Source organism: Ruegeria sp. AB6 (genome assembly GCF_056542685.1).
The window spans coordinates 169,915-183,589 of sequence record NZ_JBQGAD010000007.1 but is presented as its reverse complement, the minus strand read 5'-3'; the positions used below and the strand labels follow the sequence as shown (position 1 = coordinate 183,589).

General features: G+C 61.6%; 10 protein-coding genes. 2 read left to right on the top strand and 8 right to left on the bottom strand.

Annotated elements, in window-relative coordinates; translation table 11 throughout:
* The first annotated feature begins 135 nt into the window (after window positions 1–135).
* A complete protein-coding gene (locus tag ACR0DB_RS15500) occupies window positions 136–840 on the top strand; it encodes a lysophospholipid acyltransferase family protein (protein WP_480505104.1) in 705 nt (234 codons plus the stop codon).
* On the opposite strand, the gene ACR0DB_RS15495 is transcribed toward ACR0DB_RS15500, so the two are convergent.
* The 5 genes from ACR0DB_RS15495 to ACR0DB_RS15475 form a co-directional block, all read right to left on the bottom strand.
* On the bottom strand, window positions 837–1,082 hold the full coding sequence (locus ACR0DB_RS15495) for a MoaD/ThiS family protein (RefSeq protein WP_170786891.1): 246 nt from the start codon (window positions 1,080–1,082) through the stop codon (window positions 837–839). The two genes, ACR0DB_RS15500 and ACR0DB_RS15495, sit on opposite strands and share 4 nt — an antisense overlap.
* Window positions 1,075–3,330 (bottom strand): xanthine dehydrogenase family protein molybdopterin-binding subunit, encoded by a 2,256-nt coding sequence (locus ACR0DB_RS15490; protein ID WP_480552025.1) that lies wholly within the window; start codon window positions 3,328–3,330, stop codon window positions 1,075–1,077. Before ACR0DB_RS15490 ends, ACR0DB_RS15495 begins: the two co-directional genes overlap by 8 nt.
* Complete coding sequence (locus tag ACR0DB_RS15485) at window positions 3,330–3,809, bottom strand: (2Fe-2S)-binding protein (protein WP_480552024.1); 480 nt, start codon at window positions 3,807–3,809, stop codon at window positions 3,330–3,332. Before ACR0DB_RS15485 ends, ACR0DB_RS15490 begins: the two co-directional genes overlap by 1 nt.
* On the bottom strand, window positions 3,806–4,672 hold the full coding sequence (locus ACR0DB_RS15480) for an FAD binding domain-containing protein (protein ID WP_480552023.1): 867 nt from the start codon (window positions 4,670–4,672) through the stop codon (window positions 3,806–3,808). The genes ACR0DB_RS15485 and ACR0DB_RS15480 overlap by 4 nt, the downstream gene beginning before the upstream one ends.
* Before the next feature lie 129 nt (window positions 4,673–4,801).
* Window positions 4,802–8,014, bottom strand: coding sequence for a reductive dehalogenase (locus tag ACR0DB_RS15475; protein ID WP_480552022.1), 3,213 nt, complete (start codon window positions 8,012–8,014; stop codon window positions 4,802–4,804).
* Window positions 8,015–8,091: 77 nt separating this feature from the next.
* Between ACR0DB_RS15475 and ACR0DB_RS15470 the strand changes: the two genes are divergently transcribed.
* On the top strand, window positions 8,092–8,988 hold the full coding sequence (locus ACR0DB_RS15470) for a LysR family transcriptional regulator (RefSeq protein WP_480552021.1): 897 nt from the start codon (window positions 8,092–8,094) through the stop codon (window positions 8,986–8,988).
* A 10-nt stretch (window positions 8,989–8,998) separates the two neighbouring features.
* On the opposite strand, the gene ACR0DB_RS15465 is transcribed toward ACR0DB_RS15470, so the two are convergent.
* Genes ACR0DB_RS15465 through ACR0DB_RS15455 form a run of 3 tightly spaced genes read right to left on the bottom strand, consistent with a single transcriptional unit; the run spans window position 8,999 to window position 13,533 of the window.
* The gene (locus tag ACR0DB_RS15465) at window positions 8,999–10,270 is read right to left on the bottom strand and encodes an NAD(P)/FAD-dependent oxidoreductase (RefSeq protein ID WP_480552020.1); all 1,272 of its coding nucleotides are present in this window, start codon (window positions 10,268–10,270) and stop codon (window positions 8,999–9,001) included.
* 39 nt (window positions 10,271–10,309) lie between these two features.
* Window positions 10,310–11,344 carry an ACP S-malonyltransferase gene (locus ACR0DB_RS15460; RefSeq protein WP_480552019.1) on the bottom strand — a complete coding sequence of 345 codons (1,035 nt, stop codon included), beginning with the start codon at window positions 11,342–11,344 and terminating at the stop codon, window positions 10,310–10,312.
* Window positions 11,341–13,533, bottom strand: coding sequence for a dehydrogenase E1 component subunit alpha/beta (locus ACR0DB_RS15455; protein WP_480552018.1), 2,193 nt, complete (start codon window positions 13,531–13,533; stop codon window positions 11,341–11,343). The genes ACR0DB_RS15460 and ACR0DB_RS15455 overlap by 4 nt, the downstream gene beginning before the upstream one ends.
* Window positions 13,534–13,675 lie beyond the last annotated feature (142 nt).

The following is a 13,675-nucleotide window of genomic DNA, read 5'->3' as shown; positions in this document are numbered from 1 at the left end:
CATCAGATATGCCAGCCGCGCGGCGGACTCAAGAGGCTTTTTCAGATTCCGTCGCTCTAAACCCATGCGACAAACAAGTTGCGCATGGCGTTGAGTTCTATAAGACACAATTTGCTTGGCAGAAGGACCCCGCTCGTGAGTATCCGCAAGAAGATCGCTGATAGTGAAGCCCTTTTGAACTGGGCTGCGCGGCGCATTGCGTGGTATATCCGGCTGGTCAATCGCAACACCGAATGGCAGCGTATTGGCTATGAGGAACTGGACCAGTTGGCCGAGCAGGGCGAACCGGTCATTGTGGTGCTGTGGCACCAAAGGCTGGCGCAATCGCCCTATTTCTACCCGCTGGACAAGGGGCCCATCTGCTCCATCACCTCGTCTGCTCGAGCCGGCAGCATGGTTGGTCGCGTGCAAAAGCTGTTCGGCATGGACACGATCGCCATGACCAGCAAGAAATCGAACAACATTGCCGTGTCGCGCGAAGTGATCGGCAAAATGAAGCAAGGCATTTCCATCGGCATCGCCGCCGACGGTCCACGCGGGCCGGAAAGGGTGTTGTCCACGGTGCCTTTAGTCTGGGCGAGGACCTCAGGCAAGCGGGTGTTCGGGATTACTTTTTCCGCGGAACATGGCCGCGAGGCGGGCACATGGGACCGGTTGCTGATGCCGCGCCCCTGGCGCAACAAGGGCGTGTTTCTGTGCCGGGAATGGACGGAAACCGTGCCGCGCAAAGCCTCGGACGAGCAGATTGAGGCCCTGCGCCTTAGCCTTGAACAACATATGAATGACATCACGGCCGAGGCCGACCGCATGGTTGGGCGCGAGCCTTGGTCGCCGTCCTAACCGCCGCGCAGACGCTGCATCAGGTAAACTTCACTGCCTTCAGGGATCGGTTCGGTCAGACCGGTTGCGATGACGCGTCCGTCGATGGCGATGGACACTCCCGCCTCGATTGGGCCTTCCAGTTGCGGATGCGCCCGGATCAGTTCCTGCAACAGATCGCCGGTGGTTTTGGCCTCGACCTCCACCACCTGCTGACCCCCGGTCAAAGACCGGAGGCCGGACCAGAGGTGGACCTCAACCATTGTCCTTGAGCGCCGCCAGAATGCGCGGCGGGGACATCGGCAGTTGCTTCATCCGCACGCCAGCTGCGTTGGACACAGCATTGGCGATGGCGGCCAAGGGCGGCACGATGCCCGTCTCACCCACGCCGCGCACACCGAAGGGGTGGCCGGGGTTGGGCACTTCGACGATCACCGTGTCGATCATGGGCAGGTCGCTGGCGACCGGAATGCGATAGTCAAGGAAGATCGAGTTCTGCAACCGTCCATCCTCGCCATAGATATATTCCTCATTCAGCGCCCAGCCGATACCTTGCGCGGCACCGCCCTGGAACTGGCCCTCGACATAGGTCGGATGGATCGCCTTACCGGCGTCCTGAATGACCGTATAGCGGGTGATCGTGGTCTTGCCGGTTTCCGGGTCGACCTCGGCGTCAACAATGTGGGTGCCAAAGGACACGCCTGCGCCTTCGGGCGTCGCCTCAAAATGGCCCGAGATCGGACCCCCGGTGCGTCCCATTTTGGCAGTGATATCTGCCAGCGGCATCGGGTCAAAGTCGCCCGCGTTCGGGCCCGAAGGCACGGCGCAACCGTTTTCCCACTTCACGGCTTCAACCGGGATATCCCATTTGGCCGCTGCACGTTCGCACAGTTTTTCGACAGCATGGCGCGCCGCCTTGATCGTCGCCAGACCCGAAGCATAGGTCACCCGGCTACCGTGGCTGACGTCATTATACCCCAGCGTTGCGGTGTCTGCGACGGTGACACGGATGTTCTCATATGGAATGCCCAGCACCTCAGCCGCCATCAGTGCCATCGACGCGCGCGAGCCTCCAATGTCGGGCGTGCCCACCATCAACTGGGCTGATCCGTCTTCGGACAACGCCAAGGTTACCGAGGTTTCACCCCCGTGGTTGAACCAGAAGCCACAGGAGACGCCGCGTCCCTGCCCCGGCTTCAACGGTGCCGAATAATGAGGATGCGCCTTGGCGGCCTCGAGCGTTTCGACCAGACCGATGCGTTCATAGCGCGGGCCATAGCTGGCCTTGGTGCCCTCATGCGCGGCGTTCTTCAGACGCACCTCGATAGGGTCGAGACCCAGCTTGTTGCACATCTCATCAATGACCGACTCGACCGCAAAAGCCCCCATCGGCGCGCCCGGCGCGCGATAAGCGGCTTGCTTGGGACGGTTGGCCATCACGTCATAGCCGATCTGTTTGACGTTGGTCAGATTATAGGCCGCAAAGGCACACATGGCGGTCATGTCGCCCGGCGCACCGGGGAACGCGCCGCCTTGCAAACGGAACTCACCCCGCGCGGCGGTGATCGTGCCGTCCTTCTTCATGCCGATCTTGATGTCCATCGAAGCCGAGGCCGTCGGCCCCGTCGCCCGGAACACTTCGGATCGGGTCATGACCAGCTTGACCGGGCGGTTCGCCTTGCGGCTCAGCGCCAGCGCGACCGGTTCGATGAAGACCGTGGTCTTGCCGCCAAAACCGCCGCCAATCTCGGACGCGGTAACGCGCAGCTGCGAGGTTTCGATGCCCAGCAATGCCGCACATGTCTTTTGCGCAATCCAATGGCCTTGGGTGGTGCACCAAAGTTCACCTTTGCCGTCATTGCCCAGCAGGCCAAGACAGGCGTGCGGCTCAATATAGCCCTGATGGGTCGCTTCGGTGACAAAGCTGTCTTCGAGGACCAGATCGGCCTCGGCAAAGCCTGCGTCGACATCGCCATGACCGCTTTCGTGATACCGCACGACGTTGGGGTGCATCCCTTCGGGCACGGAATAATCTGCCGCACCTTCACGGATGACCGGCGCATCCGCGGCCATCGCTTTGTCCACGTCGGTTACATGAGGCAATACCTCATACTCGACCTCGATCAGCTTCAGCGCATCCCGCGCGGCCAGTGCCGAAGTCGCCGCCACCGCAGCCACCGCATGACCATCATAGAGAGCTTTCTCGCCCGCCATGACGTTTTCCAGCACGTTCCAGAATTCGCCCGCCAAACCGGGTTTGAACGGCACATCGGCGAAATCAGCGCGTGTCACCACGGCTTTGACGTCTTTCAGCGCCTCGGCCTTCGATGTGTCGATTTTCACGATCCGCGCATGGGCGTGAGGTGAGCGCAGGATCGCGCCATGCAGCATGCCGGGCGCAGACATATCCGCGCCGAACTTGGCGCGGCCCGTCACCTTGTCCAACCCGTCAGGGCGGTTCGGACGGGTGCCAACAAAAGTGAATTCCGTTTTACGATCGTCCAGAGCCATTACGAAGCCTCCCGCAATTCTTCTGCCGTTTCCATGACGGCGCGAATGATCTTGTCATAGCCGGTGCAGCGGCACAGATTACCCGCCAGCCAGTACCGGGTTTCTTCCTCGGTCGGGTTGGGGTTTTTCTCCAGCAGCGATTTGGCCGCCACCAGAATGCCCGGCGTGCAGATGCCGCATTGCAGGGCTGCATGTTCGATGAATTTCTGCTGCAGCGGATGCAGCACGTCGCCATCCGCGATACCTTCGACGGTTTCGATGGCCTTACCCTCGGCCTCAGCGCCCAGCATCAGGCAGGAACAGACCAGACGGCCATCAACCGTGACCGAGCACGCGCCGCAATCGCCAGTACCGCAGCCCTCTTTCGCGCCGGTCAGGTTCAGCTTGTCGCGCAGACAATCCAGCAGGGTTTCGCGCGGGTCGCACAGAAAATCGACCTTATCGCCGTTCACGGTGGTCGTTACGTGGAGCTTGCTCATGCTTTCTCTCCCTTAGCGCGGGCATAGGCGATTTTCGCGGCGCGCTTGGCCAGAACACCAGCGACCTCGGTGCGGAATGCGATCGTGCCGCGTTTGTCGTCGATTGGGTTACAGGCGGCCGATGCCGCAGCGGCCAGCGCGTCCAGCGCAGCATCGTCCAGAGTGCTGCCGATGATGGCCTTGGCACAGTCTTCAACCAGCAGGACAGTTGGAGCAACAGCCCCCAGCGAGACGCGGGCCTCAGTCACGGTATCACCGTCCAGACGCAGGCTGACACCCACGCCAACAACGGCGATGTCCATCTCGGTGCGCGGGATGAACCGCAGATACGCGTCACCCGCATTGTCCCCGCGCGCAGGGATGTTTACGGCCGAGATCACCTCACCCTTGGACAGCGAGGTCTTGCCGGGTCCGGTTGGGATTTCCTCGACAGCCACATCACGCGTTCCATCTGGGCCAGTGACAGAAACGGTCACACCAGCGGCAACCATCGCAGGCACCGAATCCGCCGCCGGAGAGCCATTGCACAGGTTTCCGGTCAGCGTTGCGCGACCCTGAACCTGGGTCGATCCGATCAGGTCCATCGCTTCGACCACGCCAGGCCAGTCGCTGCCCAGCTCAGGGTGCTCGCTCATCTCGGCACCTGTGGCAGCAACACCCAGTGTCCAACTGCCGTCCGCGTTGCGGGTTATATCGCTGACGCCGTCGATCTTTTTGATGTCGATCAGCGTATCGGGCGTGACCAGTTCCGAGCGCAACTGCACCAGAACGTCCGTGCCTCCGGCCAAAAAGCGGGTGACCCCCGTTGCGTTTGCAGCCAGAGCCGACGCCTCGGCAAAACTGGCGGGGCTGTGATAATCCATGAAAATACCTCGCACCTGTTGATCAGGATTCACTAGGGTTCGCTGGGGACGTTAGTGCAGCCGTGCCGTAACGTCCATGGCCAGAGCGACCAATTTTTGCGTTTCAGAATTTCGTTTCCCAACCTTGGCTCAGAGGTCGATCTCGATCACACCATCCGGCTGTGCCGCCCGGCTTTGACATAGGATGATAGCGCTCTCACGTTGTTTTTTGGACAAAACGAAATCGCGGTGTTCCACCTCACCCGAAATCACGCCGCATTTACAAACTCCACAGATGCCATCGGCGCATTTCACATCGACGTGAATGCCAGCCTCGTTCATCACCTGCGCGGCGTCTTTGTCGGCGGGTACAGTCAGATCGCGGCCCGATTTTGCCAGCCGCAGGGTGAAGGCGTGATTCTCATAGTCCGGCTGTTCGGGGACCGAGAAATACTCCAGATGCCGCGCCTCGTCGGGAAATCCCTGACGCTCAGCCGCTTGCATAACTCTGTCCATGAAGCGATCGGGGCCGCAGGTATAGACGAGCCAACCGTCTTGATATCCCGACAGGACGGCTTCCAGATCGGCTCGCGTGCCTTCGTCCGAGAAATGATAGTGCACGCGATCCGCCCAAGGCATCGCTGCCAGATCCTTCAGATACCCGGCCCCGGCACGGGTACTGGCCGAATAGTGCAACTCGAACGGTTTGCCCAAGGCATGCAGACGGTGGGCAAAAGCGATCATCGGAGTGATGCCGATCCCGCCGCCCATCAGGAAGGTCTTCGTTGCGCCCTCGTCCAGTTCGAAATGGTTGATGGGTTTTGAGATGAAGACCTTGCGCCCCTCGTTGAAAATGCGGTGCAGCAGAGCTGAGCCACCGCGTCCCTCATCCTCACGCAGCACGCCGATCTGATAGGTGGCGCGGTCTGCTGGATCGCCGGACATAGAGTACTGCCGCAGGAATTCCGGCGCGACCAGCACGTCCAGATGCGCGCCCGCCGTCCATTCGGGCAGTGGTGAACCGTTCAGCGTCGAGAATTCGTACTTGGTCACATCCGCAGTCATCTTGTCGACCTTGGTCAGTGCGACGCGCATAACCGGGGCATCGCCCGCGATGGTATAGCGGTGGATCACCGACAGATCACCCGCCGCTTTGCGCGCCTTGTATTCCTCGGCCGTCACCATAGCCTGATAGGCTGCGATCCCAGCCTCGCGGTCCATGGCGAACGGATAGGGCCACGGGTGCGGGGCCAGATAGGCGGGGTAAACGGCCAGAGTCTGATCTTCGTATTTCAGGTCCAGATCGGTTTGCAGGCCCCGCCGGTTCAGCGGGTGGTCGGTCGGGCGATAGGCGCCGTCCGGTTGCAGTTCCAGATCCCACCACCATTTCTTGACGTCGTTCAGCCCGCCATTGCCCACGGCATCATCCAACCGCGCCAGCGCGGGCGCGGCCTTGGGAATATTCATCGCGGCCCAGCGGAAGGGGCGTTCTTTAAAGATGCCCTCCAAATTCCACGGGCAGGTTTTCATGCAGCGCCCGCACATCGCGCCGCCCGGCGTGGTCACGCGGTAGGTGGCGCATTTCTGGCTGTCGGATTTCCAGATCTCATAGCCGTTGAACATCAGCTTCGGCCCGGCCGTGATCGCACCCGAGGGGCATTCGCGCGCGCATTTGTTGCAGCTTTCGCAGAAGGTCTGCAGGCCGAAATCGATCGGCTTGTCATGCGCCATCGGCATATCGGTCGTCACTGCGCCGGATTTCAGACGCGGGCCGAGGTAGGGGTTCAGGATCACCTCTCCGATCCGGCTGACCTCACCCAGCCCAGACAACAACAGCAGTGGCGGCTGTAACACCTCGCCATCCATCACCGTATGCGCGCGGGCCTTATAGCCCAGATTGCGGATCTGTTGCGCGATCACTCCACCCAGTAACGAAAACCGCAGATAAGCGCGCATCGACTGCGCGACACTGATCCAGTCATCGCCGCTGGCACCCTCCATCGTCTCATAACCCTGGTCGATGATCATGCTGATGGCCTGATCGTGCGGCGGTGTGATCTCTTCGCCCGTTGCATCGTGGGAATACCACACCCAGTCCGGACACGGGCTGAGACCCACCGCATCGACCCCCAGAAAATACGTGGCCGCCTTGATATTCGCCGCATTGCGCGCGGCATCGGTTGGTGGCGCGGTATCGGCGCTTTCCCCATCCTGCAACAGCACAAACGCGCCCAGCGCGCGGCGTTGCGCGGTACTGGGCGCGGCCTTACGTACATAATACCCGCCCTTGGCCCCGTCTTGCAGATGCTTGCCCATATCCCCGAACTGCGCGCGGGCAAACATGTCAGCGCGCTTGGGGACGCGGGCCACGTTTTCCTCATCAATATAGGTGGTGGGCGCATCAACCCGCTTGAGGTTTTCGAACGGATGCGCCCCGTCCACATAGCGCCGCTTGGCGTAAGGATCGCGGTTCAGTGCGTTCTTGGCGAACCCCGTGCCCAGCCACCATGAAGGGCCCTGAGTGCGGAACCATGGCTGATCTTTCATGGACCGCAAGGGCTGATCGTGGGCGATCTCCATCTCGGTTGTGACGGCAGCCAGTCCGAACCGTTTACCCAGCCACGGAGCGACCAGCTCTCCGTCTTCGACCGAACACAACCCTGCCGCGACGGCCAGCTTACCCAGATCAACCTCAGAGGAGGTTACCGTATGCGCCCGCGCATCAAAGCCCAGAACGCGCAGGTAGTTGGCCACGACCACCGCATTCTCGGTCGCTAGCAGACAGGCGCGGTGATCCTGCGCATCCATGATCCACACCGCGCCGGGCTCGTTGGGGTCCGGGTCGCGGTTGTGTTCGTACAGAAAGACAATCGCGTGGCGATGGGTGTCCATGGGGCGCGGCGTGGCCTCCATGCTTTCCTTCAGATCGGCCATGATCAGGTCGATGCCTGAGGCCAGCGTCTTGGTCTGCCGTGTCTTCAGCGCATGGGCCAGACGGTCGATATCGGGGTTGCGACGCGGTTCAGCCAGCAATGCTTCGGGCGGCAGAGGCCCGCACCCCATCATCGAAGCATCGTTGAAATAGCCAAACGCTTTCAGATGGTTCGCGCGCTCGGTCAAGTCAGCAGGCACCTCGGACTCCACCGGGTTCACGAACCCATCCCGGATCGTATCCAGCATCGCTTGAAACTCACCCATCGCATTGACAATGCTCTCAGGGCGCTCAGGGCGATGAAAGCTGAGCGGCTGCATCGGCGGCACCGCCGACAAATCAGGCATCCTCGGTTGCCGCGCCAGCCGCTCTGACGGATAGCCGCCCATGTGAACGGGCCTGTTCTTGTCCGAGAAAAAGCGGATTGTCATCCTGCGCCTCCTGTTGGGTTCAGTTTTCCCTAATCCGCCATGGACCGCAAAACCATTCATGAATAATCATAGATAGTATGAGCAATATTGATTTTACCGATCTGGACGGCAAGGTCCTGCGTGTCTTTCTGACGATACTCGAGGAAAGCTCGGTCTCGAAAGCGGCCGACCGGTTGGGTGTCACGCAATCGGCCATCAGCCATACGCTGGCTAAGCTGCGGCAGGTGCTGGGCGATCCGCTATTCGTGCGCTCGGGCCAGGGCCTGACCCCGACCGAGCGCGCCTTGGCGCTGAAAGACCCGGTTCAGCATGTTCTGGACGGGATGCGCGCCCTGACCGAAGACCGCCCCTTTGATCCGCAAGCCGAACAGATGCAGATCCAGATCGCCACCAACGATATGCCGCGCGAGTTGATCTTTCCCACTCTGCTTCGGGCCGCGCGATCTGAAGGCATTGGCCTGCATCTGGGGTTCATCCCATCGGGCGTGCCGGACCCGGACCTTCTGCGCAGCGACCGATGCCAGTTGATGTTGACACCGCTTCCGCCCGACGGGCCGGACATTTTTCAAAAACGCATCCTCATCAGCCCGCTGATGATCTTCTATGACGCCGCACAGCGCAAACCGCCGGACAGTTGGGACGTCTATTGCAGCACCGAACATGTCGAGGTGCGGTTCGCCGATGGTCGAAGCTCGCGCGCGGTGATGCGCGGCGTGGATCAAAACCAGATCAGACCGCCCACCGTCACCCTGCCCCATTTCAACGCCATCCCGTCCTTTGTGAAAGGCAGCGACCTGATCTCGACCGACACCGCCTTGATGAAACGCGGGCCGTTGGCGGCGCTGGATTGCGCGCCGTTGCCTTTCACGTGTGAGGAGGTCTCGATCTACATGGTCTGGCACCAGAGATCGGCGAATGACCCGGCCCATCGCTGGCTGCGCGGCCGGATCGAACGGATTGCCGCCGCACTATGAAGGGGGCGGTTTAGAACCGGGCTTTGATGAGATGCGTCAGCGCCGCACCGGTCTCAAAATATGCGCGCCGCAGCCCGGTCCAGCTTTCGCGGTATCCCTCAACTGGCGGAACGGGCAGGAGGGCGGGATCATCGCGTAGCAAACTGTCGGCCATCTGGCGACCAAAAACAGTCCCCGGCCCGATCCCGCGCCCTGAAAACCCGTGCGCCGCCAGCGCGTTCGGGCCGATCCGCACGATTTTCGGGATGTGGTCCGAGGTCATTGCGATCCGCCCGTGCCAACCCTGCTCCAACGGCTGATCAGCCAGTTGCGGATAAAGCGCAGCTATCTTGCGTTTCGCCCACGCGGTGTGGGCACTGCTTCCAGCATGACCAAGATCCCCCATCGCGCCGATGATGAACCGCCCGTCCTGATCCAGCCGGAAAGACGTCATGATCAGCCCGGTATCCCACGCCCCTTCGCCCCCGCGCAGAATACTGGCGCGCAGGTTGTCCGACAAAGGGGCCGTGGCAAACTGAAAGTAATAAACCGGCACATAGGTGGGCGCGGTATCCGGCATGCCCCGGTGATAGGCATTCGTGGCCTGTATCAACGCCTTCGCCCGGACAGAGCCTTGGGCTGTTGTCAGGGTCCAGACATCGCCATCATGGGACAGAGAGAAAACCGGGCTTTCCGTAAAAACCTGCGCCCCGGCCTGACTCGCGGCGCGGGCCAACCCGCGCACATAGGCCAGAGGCTGAATCGTTCCCGCCCGCGGATCGAAAAGCGCCCCGTGAAATGCTGCGCTGCCGGTGCGTTGCCCGGCCTGATCGGTGCTCAACAGTTCCACCGGCGCGCCTGCCGCCTTGAGCTGCGCATGGCGGTTTTCCAAGTCCTTGAACCCCGCCCGCGAATGCGCGCAATGCAGGGTGCCGTTGCGGACAGGCTCGCAATCGATCCCGTGCCGCGCGATCAGGTCGAACACATCCCCCGGCGCGGCGCCCAAAAGGTCGATCAATCGGTTGCCCGACTCGGCCCCGAGATGCGCCCGGATATCGTCCGGTGGCAGCCACAGCCCCGCATTGGCAAAGCCCACATTGCGGCCCGATCCACCATGCCCGATCTCATGCGCCTCTAGCAAAGCCACCGACGCCCCCGATTGTACCGCTGTCAAAGCCGCAGAGCAGCCCGTATAGCCGCCGCCGACCACGGCCAGATCAACCGTCATATCGTCGGTCAGAGGGGTGCTGACCACATGCTCGCGGCAGGTGTTCAGCCAGAGGGACTGGTCATGGTCGCTCACATCGGGCTCCTTGCGCATGCGCGGATCATCAGGGCTGCGTCAGCCGGTTGCAAGCGGGCGCTGATCTTCTCGCCCCATGGCGATCAGAAAGGGCTGTGCGTCCTGCTTGTCCTGAAACGCGGATTTATCCCCTATCCCGCGCCAATCAGCCAGAACCAGCGACTGCGCCACCGCCCCACCCAGGGTTGCCCCCGGTCCGGTAACAATGAACAGATCAGGCGCAAACTCGCGCGCGGCTGTCTGGATGGCGCGGGTGAAATCAAAGGTCTCGGTGACTTGATGTCCCAGCGTGTAGTCCCACAGCGCTTGGGTGTCCGTCGCCCCTGGCCACCAGATTTTTCCACGCCCATCGATCAGAGGGCGTTCAGGCTGGTCAAACATGTCCGTAGACAAACGCGCCCGCCCTTCGGCAGCCACCGGCGCTTGTAGCGCAGTGTGAAACGCGGCGTGGTTCGCTAAACGCATGGGAAAGCGATCCTGCACAGTTGGCTGCGCGCCTTCAAACGCGCTTAGACCGGCCTCATTGCCCGCCAGAACCAGCATACCACCCAGATCAATCGACAGCGCCAATTCGTGCCCGTCCAGAGCGTCAATCCGCGCGACATCCGCCAGCAGTTCGACTTTGCGCGCGGCGTCGTTCGACCAATCCTCTTGGGCGAACGGGTACACTAGCTGCCCACCGATCAAGTGGTCCTGCATCAGCGTGCCCATGGTATTCACCACGCGGAACCCGTTTTCTGGCGTGACCGCGCCGCCCACAGCCAAAGCGATGTACCACCCCATCGAATTCCCGGTGACGGCAACGACCTCGATATCCTCCGCCAGCGCCTGCGCATCTGCCAGCGAGGCTGCGTAAATCAAAGGCGACGCGATATCGCCACGGGAATACGTGCGGACCGTATACCGATCTACACCATCCAAGGCCGTGACCGCCTCTTGCCTGGCTTCCTCGCGGATTGCATCAAATTGGGCGAACAACTGCATCCGGTCAGCATGATGGCGATGCAGATAGCCCAATTCGGGTTTGTTGTATGTCCCCCGACCGGGACAGATGATGACGGCAGTCCGAGTCATGCGCGGCCTCCGGTCATATTCAACGCCGCAGCAACGATCCTGTCTTTCGACGGCAAGGGCGCGGCATAAGCGGGGCCGGTGGCGATGAAACTATCCTCGGCCACAACGCGGGCGATTGGGGTGGCGGGACTTTCTTCGACGAAGAAAGTCATCAACGCCTCGGACTGACTGCCGGTGCGGCGGCATTCGTCGACGATCAAAACATGCGCGCATGTTTTGGTAGCCGCGCGCAGTGCATCCATCGGCATCGGGGCCAACCAGCGCATATCCACAATCCGCACCTTCAGCCCCGCCGCTTCCAACTCGGGCAGCGCCTGTTTCGACAAGTAATGCCCGTTGCCATAAGTCACGATGGCCAGATCGGTACCGTCGCCATGCACACCTACCTCACCTAGCGCAATCCGCCGATCCGGCGCGGGATAGGTCGTCATCCAGCCCCCATCCTGCGCCCCATGCAGATCTCGCATGGGATAGAGCGCAATGGGTTCCAAAAACACCACCACCCGCTGTTCTTCGCGCGCCAACCGCACGCATTCGCGCAGCATCTGCGCGGCATCTTCCCCAGTCGAAGGGCAGGCGATGATCACCCCCGGAATATCGCGCAGCACGGCCAGCGAGTTGTCATTGTGGAAATGCCCGCCGAACCCCTTCTGATAGCCCAAGCCAGCAATCCGCACGACCATAGGGTTGGTAAACTGACCGTTCGAGAAAAACGGCAGCGTTGCGGCCTCGCCCCTGATCTGATCCTCGGCATTATGCAGATAGGCGAGAAACTGGATCTCAGGGATCGGCACAAATCCGTTGTGCCCCATGCCGATTGCCAACCCAAAAATCGACTGCTCATCCAGCAGCGTGTCGATCACCCGGTCCGGCCCGAACCTTTGTTGCAGCTTTTGCGTGACGCCATAGACGCCCCCTTTACGGCCCACATCCTCGCCCATGCAGACGATTTCGCCATGTTCCAGCATCAGATCGGTCAGCGCCCAGTTGATCAGGCGGCTCATGGGCTGAGGGTCATTCATTGCTCGCATATCCCCGCCAAACGCATCTGCGCGCGCCTCGGCGCTGGGACCGTTGGTGGGTTTGCAGTCGCGCTTGGGCGGGATCAGGCTGGCCATCACCTCGGCGGCGCTGCTCAGATGCGGGCGCGAGGCAGCCTCGGCTGCGATGCGATCGGTGCGGGCGCAGGTGTCCTGGTATATCTTCAGCGCCTGATCCGCAGACAGTGCCCCGGCCTGATCCAATAGGCGCACAGAATGCAGCAAAGGGTCATTGGCCTCATCCGCTTCGACCTCGGATTTGGGCATATAGGTGGTCGGTACGTCAGCACCGGCATGACCGTAAAGACGTACGGTTTTCAGGTGCAGGAATGCGGGTTTGCGGAAGGTGCGCACATAGCCGGCGGCCTCTTGCGCGACGGCATAGGTCTCGTAGATATCCAGCCCGTTGGCCTGAAAATATCGAACACCGGGGCGATGCTCCATCGACGTCTGTATCCAGCCCTTTGGCGTTTTGACCGAGATGCCGATTCCATTGTCCTCACACACAAACAATAAGGGCAGCGGCGTTGCTTGCACGCTGGTCCAGCCCGCCGTGTTGATCGCCCCCTGCGCAGTCGAGTGGTTGGCTGAGGCATCCCCGAAAGAACACATGGCAATCCCGTCCTCGGGCAGCTCACGGTGCTCAGGTGCGTGCCGCCGCGCCGCGCCCAGAGAATAAGCTGCGCCGACCGCCTTGGGCAGTTGGCTGGCAATGGTCGAGGTCTGCGGTGGGATGGTCAGCGCCTTGGACCCCAGCACCTTGTGCCGTCCGCCCGAGGTGGGGTCTTCGGAAGAACAGGCAAAACTCAGCAGCATGTCCCAGGCGATCTGCTGGCCCGGTACCTGCTCTGCGCGGGCGATCTGAAAGGCGGCGTCGCGATAGTGCAGAAACGCAATATCCGTTGGGCGCAGCGCGTGGGCCACGGCCGCCATCCCCTCATGCCCGGATGAGCCGATGGTATAGAACCCCTGCCCCGCCTTCTGCATCGCGCGGCTGGTGCGGTCCAGCGCCCGGCTCAGCACTTGCGAGCGAAACAACGACACGGCATCCGCATTGCTCAGACCGGGCCGGGGCGCATTGCCTGCGGGAAAATCGCGCGCAGTGACGCGTTTGAGGAAGTTCTCATGCACGATCTGAGCGCGATCCATCTGCGCCTCCGTCCTTTTGTTGTCGGATCATGGGCGCTGCCGAGCGCTGTGATCCCCGTTGTGGCCTATGAACGGCCTGGCCTTCCGTTACAGCAATAATCGCGCCCACGATTGGCGGGCAAGACCTCTGCCGGATCATCGC